Raw genomic sequence first — 25,997 nt, forward strand, 5'->3', positions numbered from 1 at the left:
ACGCGCGCTTCCCACCCGAACTGCTCGTCGGCCATTCCAAAGGCAACCTCGTAATCTCGGAAGCGCTCTACGCGATCCATGCCGAGGATCCGATGTCGGAGAAGCGGCTTGCCGAGCAGCTGCGCATCGTGACGATCAGCGCCAAGATCGGGATGCCGCACGCCTTCCACGACGTCCTGGACGTGATGGGCGAGTGGGACTGGTTCGGCGCCCTGAATTCCCGACCCGACCTGCGGGCCGACTACACGGTCCCACATGCATGGCACAGCACGAACCCCGAATTCCCCTTCGGCATGGGGATCCGCGTGCCCACGGTGCTGCGGGAGGTGCTTGGCCGGACCCCGTCACCCTCGAAGGCTGCCCCTCTCCCGTTCATCACCGACCTGCCGCAGAAGCTGACCGCCTCCCTCCTCGCCGGGACGACGCTTCGTCTGGCCTAGTTCGTTCGACGTCGAATGGGATTCCGGTTCGGCAAGCGCGCGTGGATGCAGGTCGGACGGGCGAGGCTTCGGTTGCCGACCGCGGGTCCTCCGTCCGGGGCCCGGGATCGAGATCCGCCAACGTGCGATCGATCTCCGCTTCGTCCGAAGGTCGACCTCGTCGGGAGTCGGACGGCCCAGGAGACCGTCGGGTCCGGGCCCGACCCTGATCCCGGGACCGCCCGGGCCAGGGATCACGACTGGCCGCCGGGCGGCGACGGAACCGCCGAGTCCGACGCCGGCGACGATGACGCCGCCGCCTCGGCGCTCCCGGCCGAGCGCGCCGCACGCCTCGCGTGGACCTTCTCCTTGAGACCTTTGATCCGAAGACGCTCCTGGGCGACCTCCAACCTCTTGCGGACCAGCGCGACCTCGGACTCGACCGGCGCCGGGACGTCCCGGATGTGCTCCGGGGCCCAGCCGCTCCGCTTCTTCCCGTACCAGACGCCCTGGGTATCGGTGGCCGAGTGTCCGAGAAGCGCGGCGAGCTCCTCCGCCGGATAGACCGTCTTCATGTTCGCCACGAACTGGTGGCGGAGCGTGTAGAGCGTGAGCAGCTTTCCGTTCGGAGACCGGAACAGGATCGGCGAGACCTCGCGCAGGATGCGGCTGCAGGCGTTCTTGTTCTTCATGAAGGCGCCGTCATGCGCCCAGTCGGCCGCATACTCGACGAAGCGCTCGACCGCTTCGAGCCCCTCGTCGGAGAGGTTCGTCAGATCGAGCGTCCGGCGCTCGCCGTTCGCGCGTCCGTTGGTCGCCTTCGCGTTGGCGACGTGGAGATAGACCCGTCTCCCGCGCCTGGCCCTCGAATCGTCGACGTAGCTGAAGGTCGCCGCTTCCCATTCCGAGGGACGGAGCCCCGTCGCCATGCCGGCGACGATCCAGGCCGCCAGCGGCCGGACGTACGACGAATGGCTGGCCCGGGGGAGGTCCCGGACCACGATCGTGAACTGCTCGTACGTGATCGACTTCGCCTTGTGGGCCGCCGTGCGCTCGCCCTCGCCCTCGGCGTCGCGGCGCACGTGGGTCATCCGCGCCTCCCCGAAGTCGAGGTCGATCGCGGCCTCAATCATGGCGAGCGCCTGCTCGACCTCGTGCGAGTCCATCGCCTGGATGGTGCTGATCGCGGCCTGCCGGTAGACGCGCCACGTCGTCGGCTTCACGGTCGCGCGGATGCCGAGGAGCCAGTTCGCGAAGGAGACCGGGTTCGGTTCGTCCCGGAGCGAGAGCATGTGCTCGCGGCGGTAACGGTCCTTCAGCTGCCGCCCGCAGGTGGCGTACATCTGGACGGTCGATGGCGTGCGGGTCGGCGCGGTACCGACGCCCTCCGTCTCCCGCCGTTGGGCGATCCGACGCCGGCGGGCCTCGACGAGGTCGGCCATCTCGTCGTCGGGTTCGGGAACGTGAACGGGGACCCCGAGGACGGGCCCGGATCTGAACTCGCTTCCGAACGGGCGGGCCGCCTGCTCCGAGGAGGCCGGATCCGAGGGCCGAGGCGTGTCAACATTGGCGTTCAGGCCGTATGCGGGCAGGGGGGCGGAACGCTTCGGACCCGTGTCAACACTGGCGTTCGAGCCATGTCCCGCGTGGCCGCTCGAGACCGTCGGACGCGTGTCAACACTGCCGGTTTCGGAATGCGGATGGTGGGCCCGCCCGCCCTCCGGACGCGTGTCAACATTGGCGGGTCCGCGGCCGGAGGTCGGGGGCGTGCGCACGGCCCAGCCCGAGGCGGGGGCGTCGCCGGGGCGCCAGCCCGGCGGAGCGAACCGGGGCAGGGCGGAGCCTGCGACCGCACGGTGGGCGGACTGGTCCTGGCCGCGCCCGGGATCGGGGCGGTCCGCGACCGGACCGGAGATGGCCGAGGGCGGACGTCTGATCTGCGCGGGCGAGGTCGGCAGGACGACCGCCGGCCGCTGCATTTCCGGACGCACGGGCCGGACGGAGTTGAGGTCCTGGGTCATGACCCACCTGGTCAGAGATCGAAGATCGGGGCACGATCCCGAAGGGATGAATTCCGAAGGCTGTGCGGGGCGCTGAGTTCGAAGAAAAAAATGTCGGCCCCCCGTTAGTACTACAGAGGCCTAACGCTAGTGTGCAGCGAAACTAACGCTAGTGTGCAACCTGTCGGGCGCCCCGCTCCAGCTTCGGGGGCGGGGTACCGTTTGCACACTAGCGTTAGGCGGTTCGTTCCTTCCGTTTGTCGGCATCCATATTTCCCTCTGCGGACACCCTTGTCCAGGGTCCGCACCTGCGGGATCTCAGATCCCGGCCCCGCGGCGGCAAGCCCCGCCCATTCGTCCGAAGATCAAACGGAAGTGACTCCCGTTCCTTCGAAAATCGGTCCGCTCGACCTCGGGAAGCGCAAGTGCGCCCAGGAGTGCAGCCCGACGTTAGATGCCCGTCCACCCCTCCCGCCGGGTTCGTCGAAATTCGAAGAAATCCCCCTCCATCAGGGCCTCGTTCCTTCGGATTTCGAGCCGCAGGCCGGTCGCACGACCACGCGCGCCAGCCATCCCCCGGCCTTGCCCCTCCGGGCCCGGCCGTCTCCGGGCGGAGCGCCCCGATCGACGTGCTCTAAGCGCCGATCCGAGGCTGCCGAGTTCCTTCGGATTGCTACCGCTTCAACGAGGACGGTTGTCCCGAAGACGCGCGAGCGGCCCACGTACGTCGTCCCGCTATGGCCGCCGGTCATCGACGCGCGACGACCAGCATGTCGCCGCCAGCTTTCGCCCGTTGCCGACAACCCTCTGACCAATCGACGGTTTTCGAAATTCCCTAACGGGCGTTTCGAAAACCGTAACATCGGGAATCAACCGCTAAACGCTCGTGGGCGCGGTCGTAACGGAAGGATCGACTCCGAACCGCAGGCCGGTCGCACAGTCTCGCGCGGCAATCATCCACCGGCTTTGGCCCTCCGGGGTCCAGCCGGTTCAGAGCCCGAAGCGTCGATCGACATGTCCGAAGCGTGGACCCCGTCGATGGCGCGTTTCTTCGGATTTCGAACGTTCTCAAGAGAATGGCTGTCCAGGAGGCGCGGGCGCAGGGTCCCATGACGTCGTCCCGCCAGGGTCGAGGTCGTCGACGCATGACGATCGACGGGTCGAAGCCGGGCTGCGGATGTTGTCGACCAAAGCACTGTTTCAAAAGGGAATTTCGAAATTTCCTAACGGAAGTTTCGAAAGCCGTAACATGCGGGTTCGACGGCGAAACGCTCGTGGGCGGTTGCGAAACGCCCGTGGGCGATCGCCTAATGAAAGGTTCGAAAACCGTAACATCCGTATCCGTGGGGCAAACGGTAGATGGCGAGTTGCCAGGAGTTGCCGGCAACTCGCCTGCGACGCACGGGGAGTTGCCGGAGCGTCGCGGGCAACGCTCCAGGTGTCCTCGCGAAGGAATGGAGCGGAGATGCCCTTGGCAAGGCTCAAAATCCGGGCAATGAAGGAGTGAGCGGTCTCCGTGGGCGGCGCCTCGCAGCGCCGGGACCTGGGCGACCGAAGGAGTTCTCCATGGCCAACCGGTCGCTTCTTGCCGCGACGACCCTCGCCCTGTCGCTCGGCGCCTGTGCGCCCCGGCCGGACAAGGCCGCCTTGATCGACGCCGGAGCCCAGCTGCTGGTGTCGGAGAAGATCGCGGACAGCGCCGGCAGGGTCGCGCGCGCGACCGAGACCCTGGCCCTCATCCAGCGCGCCCGGACCGAGCCTTCGCCGCCGTCCGTCGACGAGCGGCTTCTTCCCGGCGACCTGCGCCGTCCGATCACGCTGAACTGGTCCGGCCCCGGCGAGGAGGGGGCCCGCCGCGTGGCCAACCTGCTGGGCTACGAGTTCCGCGTCGTCGGCAACCCGCCCGCGGTCAGCCCTCCGGTGCAGGTCGGCGCCGAGGCCCTGCCGGCCGCCAAGGTCCTGGAGGACATCGGCCTGCAGGTGCAGGGGTCCGCCCAGGTCGTGGTCGATCCGAACGTCCGGCGGGTCGAGTACCGCTACATCGCCCAGAACCCGCTGCTGGGCCCGTCGATCCGTGGCGCGGCGCCGCCGCTGCGCCGGATCACGAAGTGAGGATGGCGCCGGTGTGCAAGGTCCTCGGACTCCTCGGCTCCGTCTCCGCGATCGGCCTTCTCCTGGCGGGCTGCAACGCGCATGTCCCGCTGGCGAGCCCGATCCCGTCGATCAATGCCGGGTACCGCATCGGCGACATCGCGCTCCAGGACGATCCCGTTCCGACGCTCGACGACGTGATGAACCGGGTCCCGTCCCGCAGGTCCGGCGACGAGAGGCCCGAGGACCGGCTGCGCGCGCCGGCGATGCGCGACAGCGCCCTGGCCTACGGCGCGCGCGCCGGCCTCGCCTACACCTCGCGGGGCATCAACGCCTCCCTCAAGGGCAGGGCGGACGACCTCACCCGGATCTACGACTTCAACCGGATCCTGATCCGCACGCCGTCGGGCGCCACGATCATGCCGCCGGTCATCTCCGAGGCGAAGGACACCTACGAGACCAGCGACGCCGGCCGGACGCTGCGCGTCGCCGACGTGTCGTACCTGATCGTCGAGCAGGCCCGGTTCACGCCGACGGCCCCGCTCTGGCACACCTACCTGATCCGGTCCTACGTCACGCCCGAGCCGCCGCCGGATCTGCTGCTGCCGCGCGACGGCGCCGAGCGCGACGCCTGGAAGCGCTGGGTGACCGAGGGGTGGCACATGGGCGTCACCCAGGCCCAGGAGATCTTCGAAGCCGACCTGCGCCGCCTCGAGCGCGATTTCACCGGCATGCTCAAGTACAAGGGCCTGCTGGAGGAGAGGAAGGTCTCCGCGCCCGTCGTGGCGGAGGGCAGCCTGGGCAACACCGGCACCGGCCAGGACATGCGCGTCAACGACCGCGCGCTCCGCATCACCCGCGACCCGACCCTCCAGGTCGGCCCCGGAGGCGAACGCCGCTTCGAGGCGTCCCCGTTCCCGGGCGCCACGCCCGACGCCGTCGCCCCGATCCAGCGGCAGGCGGTGCCCGCAGGTCCGCCCCGCCGCGCGGCCGCCCCCTCGCGCCGCGAGCGCCGGGCGACCGCGGAGCCACGCTTCTGAGGCGGCCATGAACGCACCCGTTCCGGTTCCGTCGCAGAACTCGGCCTTCGCCACCGGCTTCCAGGGCGAGGTCCTCAAGGTCGACGGCCGCTTCGACGAGCGCCAGTTCCACGAGGTCCTGATCATGGCGGTCGAGGCGAAGGCCTCGGACATCATGTTCATCTCGGGCGAGCCGGTCTGGGCCGAGATCGCGGGCCGCAACGTCAGGCTGACGCATCGGACCCTGACGAACCCCGAGGCGCTCGATCTCGTGCGGATCGTCTACAACGATTCCGGCACGGCGGAGCTGAAGCGCGGCCACGACCTCGACCCCTCCTACGAGATCCGGGTCCCGGGCCGCGGCCTCGTGCGGTTCCGCGTGAACATGACCTCGGGCCGGATCCCGGGCGATTCCGGCGTTCACATCACGATGCGCACCCTGCCGGGCAGCCCGCTGCCGCTGGCGCAGCTGAAGATCGAGCAGGACATCATCGACAACTACCGGCCCGGCAACGGCCTCATCCTGATCACCGGGCCGACCGGATCCGGAAAGACGACGCTGCACTCGTCGATCATGCGCGACATCCTGGAGAAGCCCGACGCCAACGAGCGCTACTACGAGTTCGCGGCACCGATCGAGTTCGTCTACGACGACGTCCACATGCCGTCGTCCTTCGTCTTCCAGACGGAGATGCGCACCCACCTGCGCCCGCGCGTGGGCGATGCGGACGAGCACTCGATCTTCGCCCACGCCGTCCGAGGCGCCCTGCGCCGGCATCCGACCATCATCGGGGTCGGCGAGTCGCGCGACAAGGCGACGATCGAGGCGACGATCACGGCCTCCCTGACGGGCCACCTCGTCTACTCGACCATCCACACGATCGGGGTCCCCGAGACCATCGCCCGCATGCTCTCGGAGTTCAGAGCGGACGAGCGCAGGGCCCGGGCGATCGACATCATGAACGTGCTGCGCATGCTCGTGACCCAGATCCTCGTCCCCCGGGAGGGGGGCGGGAAGGTGTCGCTGCGCGAGTACATGATCTTCGACGCCGAGACCCGGGCGGCCTTCCTGCGCCGGGATCCGGACGAATGGCCCGGGATCGCCCGCACCTTCATGCGGGACGGGCTCGCGGTCTCCCGCACCATGGGCCGGCACGGCCTCGCGCGCCTGGAGGCCGGTGAGATCACGCAGGAGACCTACGAGTTCGCATCGGCCCGCGAAGCCTACGTCTGAGGGGGGAGATCCATGGCCCACTGGCGCGACACCTACAAGCCGGCCCGCTTCTTCTTCGTCGACGCGAACGCCGGCGTCGTGCTGCTGCTCTGCCTCCTGCACATCAAGGTTTGGACGTTCTGCACGGCCTTCGCCGTGCTGCTCCTGTTCTGGTGGCTCGAGCGCCTCGGCCTCAACTTCATTTCGGCGTTGCGCGCGCTCCGGACGTGGTTCGTCGGCGACCTGAGGCCGGCCCGGCCGCCGCGCATGACGCGCGGCCGCATCGACTACGACCGCCGTCCCGTCCCCTGAGCGGCACCGGTACCGGCACCCGCTCCCGGAAGGGAGCACCCTCACGAAGAAGGAACGATACCCATGGCCGAGACTGCGACGAAGAAGGAGCGTGTCGCCAAGGAAGGCAGCCACCCGCTCGTGGCGATCGACGACGGCTACGCCCAGACGAAGCTCTACGGCCAGGGTCCGGACGGCAAGATCGTCAAGCGGGTGCTGCGCTCCTCCGTCCGGATCGGCAGCCATGGGCTCGGCTCCTTCGCGGGGGACGGCGCGATCGGCCTCTGGCAGACGGAGGAGGGCAACCGCTACACGGTCTCCGACGAGATCGAGGCCGAGGATCCGCGCTTCACGGACTTCCATCTCTCGCCCATCAATCGGGTCCTGGTGAACCACGCCCTCTCCACGGCGGGCTTCGGCGGCGTCCAGGTCGATATCGTCACCGGCCTGCCGGTGAAGGAGTTCTTCAAGGACCAGCGCAAGGACGAGGAGCGCATCCAGCGCAAGCGCGAGAACCTCCAGCGCGGGGCGTTCTCCCGGTCGGCGGGCGTCGAGGCTCCCGTCCTCGCGGACATCCAGGTCGGCTGCCAAGCCATCGCCGCCTACGTGGACTGGGCGCTCGACGACGAGCTGAAGACCCGCAACGACACCGGCAAGACGATCGCCATCGTCGACATCGGCGGCCGGACCACGGACGTGGCGGTCGTGGTCGGCGGCAGATCGATCGACCACGGTCGGTCGGGCACGGCCGACGTGGGCGTCCTCGACGTCTACAAGGGCGTCCTCGATCGTGTGAAGGCACGCTTCGAACTGGACGACGACTCCCTCCCGCTGTCCCTCATGAACGAGGCCGTGCGCACGGGCAGCATGCAGCTGTTCGGCCGTCCCAACGACGTCGCCGAGATCGTCTCGGACGTGGTCGGTCAGGTCCAGGAGCGCGCCCTGCGCGAGATCCAGCGCCGGCTCGGCCGCGCCGCGACCCTGCAGGCGGTCGTGTTCGTCGGCGGCGGCTCGGCGCTGTTCAAGGACATCGCCTCGGCCTACCCGAACGGCGTGATGGCGGAGGATCCCGAGTTCGCGAACGCCCGCGGGCTCTACAAGTACTTCGCCTCGCGCCGCCGGGGCTGAGCATGACCGGCGGGACACCGAAGGAGGGCAGGGGCACGAGCGCCGCGATGCGGACGGCCGTCCGCCTCCAGATCTACGCCCTGCCCGGCGTCCCGGCCGAGAAGCTGCTGATCGACGTGTGGCAGGCCGCGGGATCCTCCCGCGGCAAGGCCCAGGAGGTGTTCCGCCGAGCGCTCCTCCTCGGCCTGCGCCAGATGTGCGAGGCCGGCGAACTGGACGATTCGGTCGTGGACGCCGTCGGCGAGGAGCGGATCATGGGCCGCTCGCGCCGGCGCCGGGCGCCGTCCGTCTCCGCCCCCGTGTTCGTCCTGCCGCCGGGAGCCGACCCCCGGCTGTTCGGCGGATACGGCGGGTACGGCGCCCCGATCCTGGAGCCCGCGCCGCCGCCGCCGCGCGTGGCGCCGGCGCGGCCACTGCCGCCGCCACCCGAGGCCGAAGCCCCAGAATACGACGGCGCGCCGGGGGAACTCGGCGATCTGATGTGAGATCCGAGCGATGGCCGACAACAAAGCAGCGGGCAACAAGGGCAGCGACGACGGCTGGCTGATCGCGGCCATCATCGTGACGGCGGTCACGCTCGTCGTGGCGTGGCACGTGTTCCGCAAGCCGATCGTGTACTTCAAGTACGGACTCGACTGGATCCAGATCCAGGCGGTGGCGCTGGCGCGCATGCTCGTGGGCGGCGGCCTGGGGCCTCGGGGCAGGGAGCTGAACGACTACCTCTCGGGCGTCTTCTCCGGCGTCTGGGACGCGAACGAGGTCGCTTTCGGCGATCTCGTGAAGCTGTCCAACGAGGTCGGCTTCCAGACCCGCCTGGTCATCCTTCTCGCCATCCTCGGCCTCGCCGCCTACGTCGCCAGGAACATGCAGGGCGGCGGCTTCGTCCGCATCTTCTCCATGGTCGGCGTTCCGGTCTCCAAGCGCCCGAAGGCAAGGGGGCTCCGGCTGCTGCTGCCGGGCTTCCTCGGCGGCGTGAAGGTCCCGACCTCGGGCCCGAGCTTCATGGCCTATCAGGCCCAGCACTGGCGCGTCGTGACGCCGAGCGTCGACTGGGATCCCGACGCGCCCGACGCACCGCCCGCCGCGCGGCCGCCGCTCGAGTGGATGCGCCACTACGGCGTGCCCCTCAGGGAGAAGGACGGCTTCGACGAGGTTACGCGCGCCGCCGCCGAGAAGGCCTTCGCCATGCAGTGCGGCGACAACTGGCAGGGCTTCGCCAAGGCGCCGCTCTACGCACAGGCCATCCTGGCGATGTGCATCCTGCAGGCCGGCTCGTCCTCGAACGACCGGAAGGTGCGCGCCCTCAAGGAGGCCGTCGCCTGCGCCTACACCGACGACGGCTTCGTCGACGGCGAGGCCGTGCGGAAGGTGATGGAGCCCTTCATCGCCGATCCGAAGATGGCCGCCGAGGTGAACAAGCGCTCGGCCAAGAACGCCTTCGTGAACACGGTGCTGCTCGCCAATCTCGACCGCGCGCGCCGCAAGGGCGGCGTCTTCGCTCCCGCCGAGATCCTGTGGCTGCGCAAGGTCGACCGGCACGCTTGGTACGCCGTGAACAGCCTCGGCCGGAAGGCGCACCACACGGAAGCCTCCGGCAGCATCGCGCACTGGATGGCCGAGCGCGCCTGCAGGGCTCCCATCGCCGAGCCGTACGTCGCACCAGCCATCGACGCGCTCGAGAAGTACCTGACCGAACACGCGATCACCGATCTGGACAAGTGGTATGACGATCAGAACACGGACGACTGAGACCTCCGTCGCACTGCCGGACGTCGGCCGGCGTCTCGCCGTTCTCTTCGACGGCTCCTCGGTTTCCCTCATCGGTGCCGAAGGCGCGGTGCGCATCCGCATCGAGACGGAGGGCGCGACCGGGCGCCTCGTCTCATCCGGCGCCGGCGGCGACGTCGTCGTCGCGGAAGGCTCCACCGCACTCGTCGTGGACATGTTCGCGGCCCTGCGCGCGCAGGCCCGGCCACGCCGCCGCATGCGCTCCGCGACGGCTGCGGCCGCGGCCGTCGCCGTCGCCGCCATCCTCCTGGGCGGCTTCCTCTCCACGCAGATGCGGACCTCGCCCACGCCCGCCTTCGACGCCGCCGCGTGGCAGAGCGCCCTCCAGGCCTCGGCCGCCCTGCGCCACGGTCCTCAGAACGTCGCCGGCCGCATGGGCACACCACCGGGCGCCGCGGGCTCCGTGGCGATCCCAGGCGACCTGCCCTCGCTCGACGAACCCGGGGCGACGCCCGTCCCCGCCCGGACCTCGCCGGCCTCGTCCGCGCCGGGCAGGTTCCCGGCAGCCGACCGGATCCCGTCCGATCGTCGGCCCGAGGCCGAGCCGCCGACCGCCGCACCGGGTTCCCACCCCGCGTCGGCAGGCTCTCCCGCAGTCGCCGATCGACCCGCGGTCGTCGCCTCGGCTTCTCCGTCCGGGGTCCAGGCGGCCGTCGCGACCGTACCGACCGCCGAGGCGGGGAAGCTCGCCGGGACCGCGCCGAAGGTCTCCGGTCCCGAGGCCATCATGGCGGCGATCGGTCGGATGAATCCGCTTGAGGCGGCGCAGGCCGTGAAGGCGCTGGACCTGATCAAGACCAGCCTCGCCGACACCGGCGAGATCCCACTCGAGGTGCTTCGGGAGATCCCGCACGAGATCGCCAAGGCGCTGCGCGAGGCGGGGGTGAACCTGACGCCGGGCGAGCGGCGCGAGGCGGGCCGAAAGGTCTCCGCGGTCGTCCGCCTCCCCGAGACGTCCATCGAGAGGTTCAGGGGCCGGGACGGCATCGCCAGCATTCCGGATTCGAACTCCTGGGTTCTGACCGACGGCAACGTCCGCCTGCCGCTGCCGGGCGGCGGCGACATCCGCACGGTCGACAACATGAAGGAATTCGGGCTGCAGCCCTGAGAAAGCGGCGATGACGTCCCCCGTACCGCTCGTCCTGAGCCTCTTCCCGGGCATCGGTCTGCTCGACCAAGCGTTCGAGGAAGCCGGTTTCTGCGTGGTCCGCGGCCCCGATCTGCTCTGGGGCGGTGACGTTTGCAGCTTCCACCCGCCCCGCGGCCGCTTCGACGGCATCGTCGGCGGACCGCCCTGCCAAGCGTTCAGCCGGATGCGGCACATCGTGGCCGCGAACGGCTTCGAGACGGCCCCGAACCTGATCCCGGAATTCGAGCGGGTCGTGGCCGAGGCCGCACCATCCTGGTTCCTGATGGAGAACGTCGAGGAGGCGCCGGTCCCTTCGGTCGAGGGTTTTCAGGTCCATGACGTCGTGCTGTGCGACCACTGGGTCGGCGGCGCGACCAGCCGCCGGCGCCGCTTCAGCTTCGGCACGGCCGCCGGCGTCCGCCTCGAGGTCGAGACGCTGGCGCTCCACCGGACGGATCCGGAGCGGGCCGCGCTGGCCCGCGGCGGCGGTCGGACGACCCCGGTCGCCCTCGGGGGCAGCCGCCGCCCGAAGCGCAGCCTCAACGCCACCGAGCCGCGGCGCCTCGGCCTCGCGGACCACGCCCGCCTGCAGGGGCTCCCGCCCGATTTCGACCTCCCGCCGTTCACCGCGGCCGCGAAAATCCAGGCGATCGGCAACGGCGTCCCTATCTCCATGGGACGCGCGGTCGCCGCAGCGGTCCGCAAGGCGATCAGCCTCGCGGCGGTTGCGACCGCGGCCTGAGAGGTCCGTCGCCGAGATGTCCAAGCCGAAGCCCTGGGTTCCCGCCGAGCTCGTCGCCATGGACGCCCGCCCATCCCCGGGTACCTATGCACGGTTCCAGCTCGACGACGGTGAAATCCTGACCGTCGACCGGACGCATCACCGTCTGACCGGTCCTACGATGCAGGCCATCGCCGAGACCGCTGGCGTCCAGGGCGTCGAGGACGGGACCGGCGCCTTCGTGAAGCTGCGGCTCGACGCCAAAGGCCTCGTCCTCGCGGTCGCGGACATCGACGGCCGGAACCCGGTCGAGATCGAGCTGCTGACGCCTTCCGGCTGACGCCGGCCGAAGGATCCGGCCGGTGGACGAGGGCGATCCGGGACGCCCCCACCGGTCGGCACCCCGCGAAATCCACGAGCCTCCGCTTCAGCGCTCGTGAGCGGTCCCGCGTCAGAGCCTGCAGGTCAAGTACCGCGCGCCCTCGCCGTAGGACCGGAGCTTGGGCGCCTGCGCTTCGTCCGGGACCTCCTCGAAACCGAGCGACGACCAGAGGCTCTCGGCCCCATACACGGCCACGCAGGCTAGGCGGCCGAGGCCCCTGGACCGCGCCAGGACGGCCATCGCCGCGACGTAGCGCGAGGCTCCGCCGAGGCCGCGCATGCCCGGCAGGAGCGCCACGTCGTGAACGTAGAGGCAGTCCGAGCCTTGAGGCAGGCTGCCGATGAAGCGGTCCAGCGCTGGGATCCCGCCGAGCACCCACGGATGCGCGAGGCCGTATCCCTGGATCTCGGAGCCGCCGAATCCGAGGCAGCCCTCGGGGAAGAGCGCCCGCTTCTCGGCGAGCACATCCAGACGCTCGGGCAGGTCCGGGTGCACGGTCTCGGCGATGGCTCGGACACGCGGGAGGTCGGAGGACAGCAGCGGGCGCCACGCCGGGAGGACAGAAACGCGATCAGCCATGAACGACGGCGGTTCTCCCGGTGCAGGCATCCGAACGGTGCCGGGGTCAGGCGGCCTGCGAAGTCGCAAGGCGGTAGACCGCGGCCGACTTGAGGATGATCTGGCGGTCGGGAGGGAGGGGTACTTGGTCCTGCAGGAGCTCGTAGCCGACCTGCGCCATGACCCGGAGCATGAAATGGCCGAGGAAGCGCAGGAACTGGTGGTCGGCGAGGATGGCGGGAGGGAGCGCGTCGCGCAGCTGCTCCTGGAGTTTGTCGAGCGCCGGCCGCCCCTCGTCGGAGGCTTGCTGGGCCAGTGTGACGTTGTCGAGGCGGGTCAGCAGCGCGATCGCCGACGCGCCGGCCGGGTGGTCAGGCCAGGCCGTGAAGAAGCCGGCCAGCGTATAGTCGAAGGGTGGAAGGAAGGCGGGGGTCCGCATGGTCGTCGCTCGGTTTTCGGAGCCAGCGACGTTGCTGGCTTCCACATATAGTGAAAACGAGCCCGATCACGCAGCTTGGCCGTCGAAAAATCGTGCGCGGCCGCCTCCCACGCCATGCTGGACTCGCATGGGATGCGCCGAATACATGTTTGACTCCAGTTGCTTAGGCCGTTGGCCGCCCGCCCGGGATCGCGATGCCGGGCGCCTCCTCTCGGGAAAGGTCGACCGCGGGCGGCCGAAGCGATAGGACGGCGTCCTCTCGGCGCTTCCGATCGGGACCTTCCGGATCGCGTCCGTCTACGGCCGCCCTCTCTCCGAGGCGCGTCGACGACTGGCGGTTGCCTAAATCCGATGATCTGGACGCTCGAGGTGGAAGACGAGGTCGTTGGCCGCCATGGAACTCGAAGAACTGCTCTCGAGACTGCAGGAGCGGCGGGCGCTGATCGTGCATTTCTCGCATCATGCGGCCATGCGCGACGATCTGGTCTTCCCGACGGACATGCATCAGGTCCTCGCCGAGAAGGAGCCGTGGGCGCTCTCTTGCTCGGTACTGACGCCTGGACATTGCATGGATCCCGTAGGCTCGGTCGGCGTCGTGCTCGAACCCAGAACCGCCGGGGACGTGCTGCGCGTCCACCATGACGACGCGGGCTCCTACGAGTTCGACATGGCGAGCCATTCGCTTGGCAAGCCGTTGTCCGCCGCGTCGTTCGACGAGTCCATCGATCTGGTCGCACCCGGGAACTACAACGAATGGCGGGTACGCGGAGCCGCCCCGAGGGGCATATTCGTCGCGAACCCGGCCATGATCCTGATCCGCCGATGGCACACGATTCCTGGACCGGAAGGCCCCCTGACGATCATCGGCGAGGACCGCATCTCCCTCGACGAGGTTCGTGCGACCTTCCCGGGTCGAACGATCTGGACGATGACGCCCGACGGCCCGCAGACCCTGTAGCAGGCATGCCCACTGCCGCTTCGGGACAGTATCCGTAGGCAGTCGCCCTCACTCCCGACACGTAGGCGCCACGCATGCCGGATCCGCGGTCCGACGGCTTGCGACGGAAGGATTCCGATGACGGACAAGCCCTGCAGCGACCAGACGCCCGAGCGGCTCGCAACCTACTACCGTACCGCGACGGAGGGCGACCTCGCCTGCGTGCGCACCGATCACGGCGGCTACCAGCCGAACACGGAGTACACCTTCGAGCGCATTACCGGCGGTCGGCGGGGGCGGGTGTATCTCGCCGCGTCCGGCTCTTTCTACGCGGGATCGGGCAAGAACTGCTTCAGTCCGAACGGACGCAAGCGCCTCGTGGTGCCGACGATCGCGATCCTGGACTGGGCGGGCGAGGACCGGCGCCGGGTCCATACGACCCAGGGCCAGTCGATGGACCACGTCCGTGCGGTCCTGGAAGGGCGCCTCCCGAAGCTGCCACAGCCCGCTCCGGCCCCTCCGCCGCCGGTCTACTCCGTCGAGGAGGCCGAGGTTCGGTATGCCGCAGCCTGCGAAGCCTATGAGAACGCCGACGTCCGAGCCAACAATCCCCGAGCGTACCAACGGCGCGTGGCGGCGGCACGCGAGCACATGCTGGCCGCGCAGGCGGACCTGGAGCGGGCCCGCGAGCGGGTTGAGCCAGAGGCGAGCGCCCCCGAAACGTCGGAAGGCCCGACGTTCGGTCGGGCCTTCCGGTCGTAGAGCTTCTTGCTCTCGATCTTCCGATGCCGCCTGTGCGGGTCGGGCACGTAGCGGGCGACCGCCTTATCGACCACGACCTTCGTCGCGGCCGGCTTCGTCCGTTTCATCATCGCCTCCGGTCCGGCAACGCTTCCGGCGTGCCAGCCGCAGCATAACGAAGAAGCGGCGCATCGGTTCTGAGCAACTGCAGCGAACTCTTTCTGAATCGAGCCAGGACGGCCGCCGGCGCCAAGCGCGCGCCCAGATCCGCACAACCCGCCGCCGGCCGCCAGCGACCGGATTTCGCGATCCGGCAGGCTTTCCGGCACCGCGTTGCCGAAGCGGGCGGTCCTTTAGGGCGAAGTGAACCATGCCGCCAACCTTGCGGAGCCATCACCTTGGTGACGGCCGGGTGAGCCTATAGCCTTCCAGCTCCATCGATTGCGGATCGCGGCATGCACCCTACCTGGAAACCCGCTGCGGAGGGCAAGGTCTACGCCGCCCGCTCCATGCTCGTCGGCGAGGAAGACCTGCTGAAGGTCGGGTTCTCCCAGAACCTGGACAACCGGTCTCCGGACGGCCACTACACCTTCCTCTTCAGTCGCCCGGACGTTCCTATCCCTAAGCGTTCCCCCGACGACAAGACGGAAGGCTACGTGGAGCGGAGCGTGCTCGCCTTCTGCGAGGAACTCGGCCTCCGCGTCGGGCTCGAGAACGTCGGCAGGCGACGGGAGGGCGGCGGCAACGGGTGGACCGAGTTGGTCAAGTTCGATCTCGATGCCGCGCAGATCATCCGCGCCAACCTCCACAAAGCCAGTCCGGAAGCTCAGGCGTTCCTGCGGATCGCCCTCCGCTTCGCGGGGAACCAGCCCGGAAAGCCCAACCCCATTCTCCGCTTCGAGACCCTTCCATCGTCGTCGGCGGACCGCTTTCCGCAGCGTCTGGCCGTCCCCGCTCCCGAGTTGCTGCCGTATGCCGACACGCCCTGGGACGGGAGCAGCTCGGTTCCTGACATCGACCATCCGCCTGAGGAGCCGCAGGCGCGACCTCTCGTGTCGCCGATCGTCTACGGCGAGCCCGCGGGCTACGACGATCCGAATGACGAAGAAGAGGTGGATGCTTCGCCCGAGGATGATCCCGACGACGGCGATACCTACGAGGCTGAAGGTCTGACGGCTCCTCGCGGGCCCGGGGTGCCCGGCGTCGGAAGTGACGGACTGCACGGCTTGAGCGTCCGAAGGTTTTGACGTCGCCGCGGAGAGACGGCTCGACTGGAGGCGCCGCGACGTCGGGGATCCGCGCGCGGATCACCCGAAGCGGGGCAAGGGGACGTGGGAGTCCATCGTGTCGCGGGCGTCGGCCTCGAAACGCCTCAGCTCCTTCCGCGCGGCATCCATGCCGCTCTCGATGACGGACTCGGCGACGTTGAGGATCTCCTCGGCCGTGAACGGGACGAGCCCACGGGCGAAGAAGGCCGGGTTCGCCTTGAAGGCGTCGGGCACGAGCTTGAAGGCCGGCAGGCGCGAACCCGCCGCGGCGGCCTTCACGAGCTTCACGGTGGCGTCGACGCCCAGGAAATGCGCGAGCAGGGATTCGCCGGCCTCGGGCAAGCGACCGGTCCGCGCCTGGAAGTCGATGGCGTTGTCGATCGTCACGGCGGCCGCGATCGCACCCGCGATGGCGGGGTCGGTGCGCGCGACGCGGAAGGCCTCGCGATAGGGGATCGAAGGGACGAACCGGCCGTCTTCGACGATCGTCCCATACCTCGCGAAGCCGGCCTCCCCGCCGAAGCGCGCGAGGTTCCGCGCCCAGGCCTTCTCGGAGAAGCCGAAGGGATCGTCGGGGACCATGCGGCGTCCCTCTGGAGCCGTTCCCCGGATCTCGAGTGCCACCTCCCGGAGAGCCACGAGGTATTCGGCCGGGAGCCCGACGACCTCGGCCCGGCGGGCGATGGCGAACAGGTCGCTGCGGGCGGCCTGGAAGACCGGATTGTGCTCGGCCACGAGCGGCTCGACCTCGGAGGATGCCTTCGGAAAGGCGAGCCGCACCGAACCGTCGCGCAGAACCTCGTCGAGGAAGCGCCGCGGCGCCTCGGACTTACCCGACTGCGGGGCGGCCGAACCCGGATCCGCCTTCGACACGCGCCGGGTTTGGGCAGCCTCGGCCCGCTCGGGCGCCGCCATGGGGACGGCAGCCCCCACCGCCATCGCCAGCAGCGCGGCGCGCCTCAGGCCGGGCATGGCGGCGCCGAAGGACGCGACCCTGCCGGAGAAATACGCCGCCGCCACCTTCCTTGCCGCCGTCATGGTCATCGCCGGTCCTTCCGCGAAGCAATCGGACAGGGTGCGGCGCGGTCGGCGAAAATCGCAACGCGCTTCAGCGGCGCGGCGCGGGACCGACCACGTAGGCCGCGACGCGCTCGTCGAACTCGGACCGAAGGAGAGCGGCGGCCTCCGGCTCGTCTCCTTGCGGAAGATCGACCTCGAAGACATGGAGCTGGCCGCCGTCCGCGATCGCCTGCCGGACGGCATCGGCTCCCGCCGGAAGGTTGACGTCCACGGGGCCGGCCGGAGTGTGCAGCCGGACGCCGCGCTCCCCCACGAGTTCGAAGCCCGCAGCCCGTGCCGCGAGCGTTCCGATGAAGACGGCGGGTTCGCCGCGCCCGTTGAGGGCGCTCTCGATCTCGGGGGCGTTGTCGATCATGCTCGGTTCTCCGCGATGCCGGGGATCAGTAGCTGACCTTCAGCTGAAGAAAGCCCTGCGTCGTCTGGAACACGCCGCCGGCCCGCGAGGCGGATTGCTGGTCGGCCGGTAGGCCCGCCCCGCCCACGCCCTTCGCTACGCCGCTGTCGAGCACGATGCGGCGCGCTCCGACCCCGATCGAGGTGCGTTCGCCGATCCGGTAGTCGATCGAGCCCTGGAGGGTGAAGCCGCTGGCCCTGGTCGAGGTGTCCACGAAGTTCGGCACCGGCCCGAGTTCCGACTGGCGCAGGTAGTGGCTGTCCTCGTTCCGGAACCCCTCCAGGCCGGGAACGAGATAGGAGCCCTCGATCCGCACCCCTATGTCGTCCGTGATCGGCATCGAGGCCTCCAGGCCGATGCGGGGCAGCGTCCAGCGCACGTCGTTTCTGATGACCTTGGTGCTCGATGCCACGGGCTGGGCCCCGGGCGCGCCGCAAAGTGCCCCGCCGACGTCGTCCGGATTGCAGGTCACCCCGCGCGCCGTGAACACGTCGTTGCGATAGAGGAAGCCTGCGAAGGGGCCGAACCGCAGGCCGGCGCCGGGCAGGATCACCGGGGTCCAGCCGATGTCGACCGTGACGTCCGAGATGAAGGCGTTCGACAACTTCGAGGTGGTGCTGGAGATCGTTCCCAGGCCCACGGCGTAGTCGTCGTCGCGGAGCCTGCCGCCGATGTTGTAGCCGAACCCGAAACCGCCTCTCAGGAAGACGTCGAGCGTCCTGTGGTTGATGCGCGCGAAGATCTCGCCCGAGTGGGAATCGATGCCGGTGAATCCGAGGCGCGAGATCGGGCTGCCGTCGAAGTCCTTCACCTTCGCCTTGAACGACGGACGGCCGTAGACGTAGCGGGCGCCGAGTTCGAGTTCGGCGTCGCGCCACGCGTCGTAGTAGGGGCTCGGCTGGGCGGACGGGCCGACCGTCGACAGGGCCAGGGCCGCCAAGGCCAGGGCAGAGCGTTTCATGATGTCGTGATCTCCGGCGGAAACGACGCGGCTCCTTCGATCCGCATCCATTCCTTCGTGAACATTCACCGAAACCCGAAAGGTGGCAAGTCGTCCGGGGACGGCGGGATCCGGGCTGCACACTAGCGTTAGGTCTCCGTCCGAGGCCGTTAGTTCGGCAACTCGCCGTCGCGTTGCCGCAACTCGCTGGCGAGTTGGATGCTTCGGGTTTCGAAGCCCCATGGTTCGGGTTTCGAAAGGTCCTCCGACCTCGTCTCGACGGGTGGACGAGGTCGCCGACGGCCGCGCTTCGAATTTCGGACGATCTCCGGTCCCGAGGTCCGATCGGCTCCCGCCTGCGTCGATGGTCGTCGGCGGGGATCGGTCCGGGGCGGCTCCTGCGACCATGCCCGACGATGCGGTCGCGTCACGCCCGTTCCCCTCGATGACGGTCCTCGCGGCTCCCTCCCGCTCGAATGAGGGAGAGCCCGGCTGCGAGAGAGGGCTCCCGGGGCGTCCGGGCGCGGGATCGGCCTGCCGGTCGCCGTGGACGGCGGCCGCAATCGGCGACGGGGGCCCTTCGTAGCGTATCCGTGAATGCCGCATGGCCGCCGGCGGGCCGCAGCCGCGCAGCCTCGGTCGGGCACGTCCGGTCCTCGTGCAGGTCGCTGCCGGTGGTGGTGTCTACGACACGACGCGCACCGACCGACGGCGAAGGAACGAGAGTCCGGTCTTGACGAAGGAAAAGGAACGGAAGAGACCTTGCGTATCGATGGCGCCGCAAGGGCGCCTCCAACCGGACGGATCGATGACGCGGACGAGCGGGACTCTGGGCTACGAGGTGCGCTTCGAGGAGGGTGGCGACCTGCCGATCTTCATCGACCACCTGCAGGCGCATACGATCGAAAGCGGCATCTATCTCGTCCTGGCGACGAACCTCCCGCAGCTGAATCCCGGAAAGGCCGACCCGACGTCGAGCGCGCATGCGACGCTCTACCTCCCTCTGGGAGCGATAGAGGCCCTGCACAGGCTGAGCGAAGACTACCGCCGCCACATCGGCGGGGGCGAGACGACTTTCACCGGCGAGCAGATCACGCTGCGGTTCGACAGGCCGCGCTCCGACGTCCCCGTCCTCGCCGACTTCTTCAACTGCTCGGAAGCGACCAGCGGCATACACCTGAGCGTCGGCAGACTAAGCACGACGACACCGAACGTCGCCGTCGTCTTCGCCACCTATCTGCTGACGCGTGCGACCATGCTGAAGCTGCACTGGCTGACCAGCCGCATCGTGGAGCTCGTCCGTCGACCACCCGGATACGTGGCGGAATCGTCCAGCAGCCACTGAGGCAACCGTTCCTTCGGCAAAATCGCGTGGAAGCCTTGACGCCGGCTCGTTCGTGAATCTTTTCTGAAGGAATGGTTCACGCGCCCGAGAGGGCCGGATGCTGGAAGCCCAATCCACGATGTCGGATGCACCGGTCGCCCCGGCGCGCGCGGACCTCGCGCGTCGCCTCGTCGAGGACTTCCTGGCTCCCGCTCCCCCCGCGGAAGCCAAGGCGTTCGGGCGATCCTACTCCTCGCGACATTACGAGCTCCTCCGTGAGCTCAAGGCCGCCCTGAAGGCCGGCCTCACGGCGACGGATCTTGCCGAACGGACCTCCGCACGAGGGCACCCTCACGGGGAAGCCGTCGTGGCGGCCCTCGCCCAGCGCCTCATCGACGGCGCCCTGGTCCGCCTCGTGCGGCAGGGCGGGACCGACCGCCGCTACTACCTCACCACGAAGGGGTCCAGCCATCTCGCGGCGCTCGCGAGACGCGCTCCTGCGAAAGGCCGTCGACTCGACAGGCGTCCGCGCATCACCGACGTCCTGGGCATGGGAACGGAGGCTCTCAAGAACCTGATATCCCGGACCCTTGCCGACAATCACCCCGAGCTGCTCGGCCCGGCCGAGATCGCCGAGAAGATGGGGCTCGAGCGGGCGGCAGGCACCGGGACAATTCGCGTGCTGCTGCAGGAGCTCGTCGCCGAAAGCCACGCGGAGTGGATCGAACTTCGGCCCGGCTGCGGCGTCTACCGCGCTGCGCCCATGCTGCTGTCGGACGCGGGGGACGTGGATCGTCAGCCCGTGTCGGCCGTCGCCGGCAGCGTCCTCAGGATCCTCGCCGGCTCCTCGCGGGCCGTCGAAGTCGCTACGCTGGCGCGCGACCTCGCTCTTCCCAAGGCCGCGCTCCGTCTGCCGATGTTCGAGCTGAAGCAGGGAGGCTTCGCGGTCCGCAAACGCCGGCGCGGGGTCGTTTCATACATCGCGACCGAAGCGGGACGCGCCGTCGCGGCTGCGCTCTGATCGAAGCCGCCCGCGGAGGGGGGGGCGCCCCGCCGTCGGCGCGGGCCTGTTGCACGAACGCCCGCCCATGTGGCAACGCGGAGGAGCACGCCACGTCGGCCTCGTACGCGGCCCACGGAATGGACGGCCTCGTGCGGCAGCGCCGTCGATCATCCATGCCCGGCGCACCAGGGCGGAACGTGCAGGTGCGAGGCCACCCCCTGGGAACCGTCGGCCGCCTGGAAGGCGGCCGGCATCGGAGAAGCAAATGCCGGGAACGCGGACCGCGGTTTTCATCGACGGAGCCAATCTCTACGGCACGACCAAGGCTCTGGGCGTCGATATCGACTACAGGAAATTGCGGGCGTATTTCGCGCAGGGCGACCTTGTCCGAATCAATTATTACACGGCAATCCTTGACGACGGCGAGTACAGCTCCCTTCGCCCCCTCCTCGATTGGCTGGCCTACAACGGATTCCAGGTCGTCTCAAAGCCTGCCAAGGAATGGACGGACGCCGCCGGCCGGCGGAAGATCAAGGGGAACCTCGACATCGAGATCGCAGTCGATGCGCTGGAGCTCGCCCCGCGCATCGACTGCTTGGTGCTGTTTTCGGGCGACGGGGATTTCCGCTACCTCGTCGGGGCCTTGCAGCGGAAAGGCGTGCGCGTCGTCGTCGTTTCGACGATCCAGACCCAGCCGGCCATGATCGCCGACGAACTTCGCCGGCAAGCGGACGAGTTCCTCGATCTCGGCAGATTGATGGATGCGATCGGCAGGACCGAAGCCGACCGGCCTCCGCTGCGCCGCTCCCGACCTCCATCGGACTGAGGGCGACGCGTCAGGACAGTGGCGGGCGTGACAACTCCGCCTGCTGAAGCAGGCGGCTTCTCGTGACAGCTATGCGGCAACCCGCCGGCTTTTGTCCCGAGGGCCGTGTCCCGGCCCGAAAGCCCGCTGATGCACAATCATCGTCGCCGCGACATCCCGGTTTAGGACCACGCCGCATGCGCAGGCGTGGGTCCGGGTCGCGAGCGTCTTGGCCTTGCTCGTCCCACACCCGGGGCAGGTCTGAGAGGTGCCGCGCGGATCGACCAGCACGACCTGAGCACCGGCACCTTCAGCCTTGTACCGGACGAGTTGGACGAGGAGGGATCATGCGGCGGCGTGTACGGACCGCGCGAGCATGCCTTTCTTCAGCCCGGTCATGTCGAGCTCTTAGGAGCCGGTACTTGTAGCTGCGCAGAGCCACCATTCGGATGCCCTCCTGCGCGACTGCCAGGGTCGGGTCGGTCTCCACGAACAGGTGGACGCGATCCGGCCCGACCTCCATGGTGTGGAAGGTCATCTCGGCCTCGCATGCGACCTCGGCGATGACCTCCTTCAGGCGCGCGTCGAAGGGCGGCGCCAGCACCTTGCGCCGGTACTTCGGGCACCACACGAGGTGGTACTTCAGGCTGGAGGTAGCGCCCGCATTGCGACGGCAGCGGCTCATGCGATGTTATCGAGCGTCTCATTCTATCCTCAAGAGGCCGTCCGATAGCGGCCCCGCATTCCCCCGTCAGCTGAAGCAGACGGTCCTCTGCAGAGGAACTCATGGCGACACCGTCTTGCAAGCCTGATTGATGCCGCCAAATTTTTCGGAGCGATCATTGAAAATATCTCTTCGCGATAAGCCCGCTCTGTCTAAGAAGTACCAGGGTTCCGTCGTCATTCATAAACACATCTTTACCTCCGGATCCTATGCCATAACCTGGCTGAATACGTGTCGAGAAACTTGCGAGGTCGTTCGGCCTGTCCCAGTACATGACGTCAAAGTCGGATGAGGCGCCAAAGGTCATGGCGACTTGCGAAAGGTCGTCGTTCCCGGACATCCACATCGTGTAATCAGGGCGGGAAGAGCCGACCCAGAAAGAGTTGGTCGAAATGTTTGACAATATGTAGCCGCCATCTCTCCATTCGTAAGCATACATCGTTCGAATGAAATCACTGCCAGTAAACCTGACCACGCCGCCATGATAGATCAGAGACCCGGTCTTGTTCATCGCAATGGGTCCTGAGAAATCGCTGCCGTTAGCGATCTTGCTGACCGGCGAAGAGAATATTCTAGACCAACTTGCTCCCGTCTTCTTGTAAACGCGAACGTTCCCGCCGCCGAACGCGAGCGTGGATCCGTCAGCACTTAGATGAGGGATGCCCGCAGTGGCTTCCGCCACCGTGGATTCCGTAGTCCACGAAGACCCGGTCCAACGCCTGATTGCCGCGACGCGACTGATGGTACCGTTGAGCGAAACCCGTACATCATGCACGAGAAGCTGGCCGTCGTCGCTGATGACAAGCATATCGAGCCCAGGCAAATCATTAACCTCGGACGTCGAATGCAGGGTAAACTCCTCGCCAGTGCGGCGATACACGTAAACGTATCCTCCCGGTTTGTTTTGCTGGTATGTAGAGTTGACGTTCGGCGCCGATACGGCCAGCCATTGTCCATCCCTGGACAGGCTAATTCTTTGCCCGAAATCAACCGCTCCTGCAGGTGCGCTTAGAGTCTGAACGGTCGTTACGCCGTAATTGTCGAATCCATAATTGCGTTGCGTCGTAGTGTTGAAGCGAAATTTGCCGTCATCGACCTCAATCTTGACTTGATTCGCTCCGCCTGCTGTCGTGGCTTTTCGGGCGAAGGTCTTGCCGTTTTTCGCCATAGCCGTCGGAGGCTCGGAGAATCTGTCGACGTCAAGGGTCGCATAGCCATTCGGCGCTGCCGCCTTGCCTTCGTTACTGTCGTACCATTTATCCTTCAGCTCAGGGAGAATCTCTATCGGGTATCCCTTGATAGCCCAATACTTTCCTGTTCCGTCCTTGAAGAAGAACGTAGGCTGCGTTTTGGGGAACCACCCCTCGGGACCGGTCGGAATGCCCGAGATGACCAGACGATCTCCAGCGGTCGTCATCGTGAGGCCGGTCGGAAATTGGGGCGAATTCAGAAGCGTGAAGGGACCCGTTCCATTGAAGATCCTCAGTCCGCGCGCCTCGTAGTAGCGCCCGATCCACGCGTGCTGCACAAAGCCTGGATTTACTGCAAAAAGGCCCGGCTCTGCCACGATCAGGGTGACTTCACCCGACATGGTGCGTCCATTCTTGTCTATGACATTGTACGTGATCGGATACTCACCGGACACCGTAGGCGTGCCGTTGAGGGTACCGTTCCCTGACAGCTGGATGCCGGGCGGGAGGGCGCCGCGGGTCCTGACGACGGTGTAGGGAGCTACGCCCCCGTCCGCGGTGAAGACGCCGCTGTAGGCCGTGTTCCTAATCATCAAGGTGTCGGGCACGCGCACCGTCATCGCGCCGGCCGCGACGATGTCCGTCGCGCCGCTGAGCGTTCGGCCGTCGGCGTCGGTCACCACGATGGTGACGCGCGTCGTGCCGGAGGCGGTCAGGATCCCCGTCAGCCGGCCCGTGGCCGCGTCGAAGCTGGTGCCCGCCACGCCCGGGGTCATGGACCACGCGTAGGGCTGACGTCCGCCGTCGGCCTTCGGATCGACGCTGAAGGGCGAGCCCGTCGGGACGTCGTGCCGCGCCGCCAGCGTGAGCGTCAGCGGCTGCATGACCGTGATCGCGAAGGACGTCGAGGTCGCGCTCCGGCCGTCGGCGTCGACGACCCTGACGCTCAGGCCCGAGGCCGTTCCCGATGACGCCGGGGTCCCGGTGATCGCTCCGGACGCCCCGTCCAGCCTCAGGCCGGCCGGAAGGGTCCCGCCCGCAAGGGTGTAGACGAACCCGGCCCGGCCACCGGTGGTCTTCGGAACGGTCGTGTAGGCGGACCCGGTCGACGCCGTCTGCGGCGCGTAGGACAGCACGAACGGATCCCGCACGTCGATCTGGAAGATCGGACCGGGCGCGCTCCGCCCGTCGGCGTCCGTGGCGGTGATCCGCAGGCCGGTCGCCGTCTCGAGCTTGGTGGGGGTTCCGGTGATGGCCCCGCTCGCGCCGTCCAGGACGAGCCCTGCCGGAAGGGTGCCCGCACTCAGCTGGTAGGTGTAGGGGCCGCGGCCGCCGCTGGCCGAGACGCCCGAGGCGTAGGCCACGCCCACCGTCCCGTACGGGATCGGCGCGCCGCTTCCCGTGCCGCCCGCGAGCACCAGCGCCGGCCGCACGTCGATGGCGAATGGCTCGGTGGTCTGGCTGCGCCCGTCCGCGTCCACGACGCGCAGCGCGAGGCTGGCGTAGGTGCCGACCGTCGTTGGCGTACCGGAGATCGTCCCGGTGCCCGCCGCAAGGCTCAGGCCCGGCGGCAGCGTGCCCGATGCGAGGCTGTAGCTGTAGGGCGCCTGCCCGCCCGCGGCGGCGTAGCTCTGGCTGAAGGCCTGCCCGACGGTGGCCGCCGCCGTCGAGGCGCGCAGTACCAGGACGAGCGGATCGGTGATGGAGATGGTGGTCGAGGCCTGCGCCGTGCGGCCGTCCGCGTCGCTCCCGCGGACCGTCAGGGTCGTGCGCGAGAGCGCGGACGGGGTGCCGGCGAAGCGGCCGGTCGTTCCGTCGAAGCTCAACCCGGCCGGCAGGGTGCCGGCCGAGATCGCGTAGAGGTAGGGACCCTGCCCGCCGGAAGCGGTGGCTTGGCCGCTGAAGGCCGTACCGAGGCTGCCCGGAAGCACGGGGGCGAGAGACAGAGCGAACGCCGTCCCGACGCGGATCGCGAAGGCGTCGGTCGTCGCCGTGCGACCGTCCTGGTCGAGGGCCCGCAGCTGCAGACCGGAGGCGGTCTGCACCGTGGTCGGCGTCCCGCTGATCGCGCCCGTCGCCGTGTCGAACCGCAGGCCGGCCGGCAGGCTGCCCGCCGCAAGGCTCCAGACGAACGGACCGCGCCCGCCCTGCGCCGCGAAGCCCGCCGCGTAGGCCCGGCCGACCTCCGCCGTTCCCGCCGGGCTGCCCGACACGACCACCGGATCGCGCACGTCGATCGCGAAGGTGGCCGAGCTCGCGCTGCGGCCCGCCCGGTCGCGCGCCACAGCCGTCAGACCCGACGCCGCTTCCGCCCGCACCGGCGTGCCGGCGAGCGCGCCGTCCGGCCCGAGCGTCAGGCCCGCCGGCAGGCTGCCGCCGGCCAGCGCGAAGCCGTATGGTGCCTGACCGCCCG

General features: G+C 68.7%; 26 protein-coding genes. 17 read left to right on the forward strand and 9 right to left on the reverse strand.

The genetic code is table 11. The annotated features are described in order from the left end of the window. Window positions 1-92 precede the first annotated feature (92 nt). Entirely contained in the window at window positions 93-440 is a 348-nt protein-coding gene (locus MFF56_RS06790; RefSeq protein ID WP_238229852.1) for a hypothetical protein, read from the forward strand. A 233-nt stretch (window positions 441-673) separates the two neighbouring features. Here the strand turns inward: MFF56_RS06790 and MFF56_RS06795 are convergent, their stop codons facing one another. Continuing rightward, a complete protein-coding gene (locus MFF56_RS06795; protein ID WP_238229853.1) occupies window positions 674-1,861 on the reverse strand; it encodes a site-specific integrase in 1,188 nt (395 codons plus the stop codon). A gap of 2,124 nt (window positions 1,862-3,985) precedes the next feature. Between MFF56_RS06795 and MFF56_RS06800 the strand changes: the two genes are divergently transcribed. From MFF56_RS06800 to MFF56_RS06845, 10 genes are all read left to right on the forward strand, one after another. Then, window positions 3,986-4,531 (forward strand): DotD/TraH family lipoprotein, encoded by a 546-nt coding sequence (locus MFF56_RS06800; protein ID WP_238229854.1) that lies wholly within the window; start codon window positions 3,986-3,988, stop codon window positions 4,529-4,531. A gap of 2 nt (window positions 4,532-4,533) precedes the next feature. Next, complete coding sequence (locus tag MFF56_RS06805) at window positions 4,534-5,550, forward strand: type IV secretory system conjugative DNA transfer family protein (protein ID WP_238229855.1); 1,017 nt, start codon at window positions 4,534-4,536, stop codon at window positions 5,548-5,550. Between the two features lie 7 nt (window positions 5,551-5,557). Beyond that, a complete protein-coding gene (locus tag MFF56_RS06810) occupies window positions 5,558-6,763 on the forward strand; it encodes a type IV pilus twitching motility protein PilT (RefSeq protein WP_238229856.1) in 1,206 nt (401 codons plus the stop codon). A gap of 12 nt (window positions 6,764-6,775) precedes the next feature. Beyond that, on the forward strand, window positions 6,776-7,054 hold the full coding sequence (icmT, locus tag MFF56_RS06815) for an IcmT/TraK family protein (protein ID WP_238229857.1): 279 nt from the start codon (window positions 6,776-6,778) through the stop codon (window positions 7,052-7,054). A 63-nt stretch (window positions 7,055-7,117) separates the two neighbouring features. Next, window positions 7,118-8,161 carry a ParM/StbA family protein gene (gene parM / locus MFF56_RS06820; RefSeq protein WP_238229858.1) on the forward strand — a complete coding sequence of 348 codons (1,044 nt, stop codon included), beginning with the start codon at window positions 7,118-7,120 and terminating at the stop codon, window positions 8,159-8,161. 47 nt (window positions 8,162-8,208) lie between these two features. Beyond that, window positions 8,209-8,646 carry a hypothetical protein gene (locus MFF56_RS06825; RefSeq protein ID WP_238229859.1) on the forward strand — a complete coding sequence of 146 codons (438 nt, stop codon included), beginning with the start codon at window positions 8,209-8,211 and terminating at the stop codon, window positions 8,644-8,646. A gap of 10 nt (window positions 8,647-8,656) precedes the next feature. Next, window positions 8,657-9,910 carry a secretion/conjugation apparatus DotM-related subunit gene (locus MFF56_RS06830; RefSeq protein WP_238229860.1) on the forward strand — a complete coding sequence of 418 codons (1,254 nt, stop codon included), beginning with the start codon at window positions 8,657-8,659 and terminating at the stop codon, window positions 9,908-9,910. Further along, window positions 9,885-11,057: a hypothetical protein gene (locus MFF56_RS06835; protein WP_238229861.1), complete on the forward strand. Its 1,173-nt coding sequence runs from the start codon at window positions 9,885-9,887 to the stop codon at window positions 11,055-11,057. Before MFF56_RS06830 ends, MFF56_RS06835 begins: the two co-directional genes overlap by 26 nt. A 10-nt stretch (window positions 11,058-11,067) precedes the next feature. Continuing rightward, a complete protein-coding gene (locus MFF56_RS06840; protein WP_238229862.1) occupies window positions 11,068-11,820 on the forward strand; it encodes a DNA cytosine methyltransferase in 753 nt (250 codons plus the stop codon). 16 nt (window positions 11,821-11,836) lie between these two features. Then, complete coding sequence (locus MFF56_RS06845) at window positions 11,837-12,139, forward strand: hypothetical protein (protein WP_238229863.1); 303 nt, start codon at window positions 11,837-11,839, stop codon at window positions 12,137-12,139. A 111-nt stretch (window positions 12,140-12,250) separates the two neighbouring features. On the opposite strand, the gene MFF56_RS06850 is transcribed toward MFF56_RS06845, so the two are convergent. Then, the gene (locus tag MFF56_RS06850) at window positions 12,251-12,760 is read right to left on the reverse strand and encodes a GNAT family N-acetyltransferase (RefSeq protein WP_238229864.1); all 510 of its coding nucleotides are present in this window, start codon (window positions 12,758-12,760) and stop codon (window positions 12,251-12,253) included. 46 nt (window positions 12,761-12,806) lie between these two features. Next, a complete protein-coding gene (locus MFF56_RS06855) occupies window positions 12,807-13,178 on the reverse strand; it encodes a hypothetical protein (RefSeq protein WP_238229865.1) in 372 nt (123 codons plus the stop codon). A 394-nt stretch (window positions 13,179-13,572) separates the two neighbouring features. On the opposite strand from MFF56_RS06855, the gene MFF56_RS06860 reads away from it, so the two are divergent. The 3 genes from MFF56_RS06860 to MFF56_RS06870 all read left to right on the forward strand — a co-directional run bounded on the left by MFF56_RS06860 (window position 13,573) and on the right by MFF56_RS06870 (window position 16,103). Further along, window positions 13,573-14,136 (forward strand): hypothetical protein, encoded by a 564-nt coding sequence (locus MFF56_RS06860; RefSeq protein WP_238229866.1) that lies wholly within the window; start codon window positions 13,573-13,575, stop codon window positions 14,134-14,136. 117 nt (window positions 14,137-14,253) lie between these two features. Then, entirely contained in the window at window positions 14,254-14,877 is a 624-nt protein-coding gene (locus tag MFF56_RS06865; RefSeq protein WP_238229867.1) for a hypothetical protein, read from the forward strand. A gap of 434 nt (window positions 14,878-15,311) precedes the next feature. Then, complete coding sequence (locus MFF56_RS06870; RefSeq protein ID WP_238229868.1) at window positions 15,312-16,103, forward strand: hypothetical protein; 792 nt, start codon at window positions 15,312-15,314, stop codon at window positions 16,101-16,103. A 60-nt stretch (window positions 16,104-16,163) separates the two neighbouring features. On the opposite strand, the gene MFF56_RS06875 is transcribed toward MFF56_RS06870, so the two are convergent. The 3 genes from MFF56_RS06875 to MFF56_RS06885 all read right to left on the reverse strand — a co-directional run bounded on the left by MFF56_RS06875 (window position 16,164) and on the right by MFF56_RS06885 (window position 18,559). Then, window positions 16,164-17,168, reverse strand: coding sequence for a hypothetical protein (locus MFF56_RS06875; protein ID WP_238229869.1), 1,005 nt, complete (start codon window positions 17,166-17,168; stop codon window positions 16,164-16,166). 64 nt (window positions 17,169-17,232) lie between these two features. Further along, complete coding sequence (locus MFF56_RS06880; protein WP_238229870.1) at window positions 17,233-17,559, reverse strand: hypothetical protein; 327 nt, start codon at window positions 17,557-17,559, stop codon at window positions 17,233-17,235. Between the two features lie 25 nt (window positions 17,560-17,584). Beyond that, entirely contained in the window at window positions 17,585-18,559 is a 975-nt protein-coding gene (locus MFF56_RS06885) for a hypothetical protein (protein WP_238229871.1), read from the reverse strand. A 787-nt stretch (window positions 18,560-19,346) separates the two neighbouring features. Between MFF56_RS06885 and MFF56_RS06890 the strand changes: the two genes are divergently transcribed. The 3 genes from MFF56_RS06890 to MFF56_RS06900 all read left to right on the forward strand — a co-directional run bounded on the left by MFF56_RS06890 (window position 19,347) and on the right by MFF56_RS06900 (window position 21,691). Further along, on the forward strand, window positions 19,347-19,883 hold the full coding sequence (locus MFF56_RS06890; protein ID WP_238229872.1) for a hypothetical protein: 537 nt from the start codon (window positions 19,347-19,349) through the stop codon (window positions 19,881-19,883). 346 nt (window positions 19,884-20,229) lie between these two features. After that, the gene (locus tag MFF56_RS06895) at window positions 20,230-20,883 is read left to right on the forward strand and encodes a hypothetical protein (RefSeq protein ID WP_238229873.1); all 654 of its coding nucleotides are present in this window, start codon (window positions 20,230-20,232) and stop codon (window positions 20,881-20,883) included. A 247-nt stretch (window positions 20,884-21,130) separates the two neighbouring features. Further along, a complete protein-coding gene (locus tag MFF56_RS06900; protein ID WP_238229874.1) occupies window positions 21,131-21,691 on the forward strand; it encodes a LabA-like NYN domain-containing protein in 561 nt (186 codons plus the stop codon). Between the two features lie 69 nt (window positions 21,692-21,760). On the opposite strand, the gene MFF56_RS06905 is transcribed toward MFF56_RS06900, so the two are convergent. The 3 genes from MFF56_RS06905 to MFF56_RS06915 form a co-directional block, all read right to left on the reverse strand. Then, window positions 21,761-21,961 (reverse strand): zinc ribbon domain-containing protein, encoded by a 201-nt coding sequence (locus tag MFF56_RS06905; protein ID WP_238229875.1) that lies wholly within the window; start codon window positions 21,959-21,961, stop codon window positions 21,761-21,763. Between the two features lie 19 nt (window positions 21,962-21,980). Continuing rightward, window positions 21,981-22,355, reverse strand: coding sequence for an IS200/IS605 family transposase (gene tnpA / locus MFF56_RS06910; RefSeq protein WP_238229876.1), 375 nt, complete (start codon window positions 22,353-22,355; stop codon window positions 21,981-21,983). Between the two features lie 154 nt (window positions 22,356-22,509). Beyond that, window positions 22,510-25,997, reverse strand: a 3,488-nt coding sequence (locus MFF56_RS06915; protein ID WP_238229877.1) for an Ig domain-containing protein, incomplete at its 5' end; no start/stop codon positions are given.

Source organism: Methylobacterium hispanicum (assembly GCF_022179285.1).
Lineage (GTDB): Bacteria > Pseudomonadota > Alphaproteobacteria > Rhizobiales > Beijerinckiaceae > Methylobacterium > Methylobacterium hispanicum.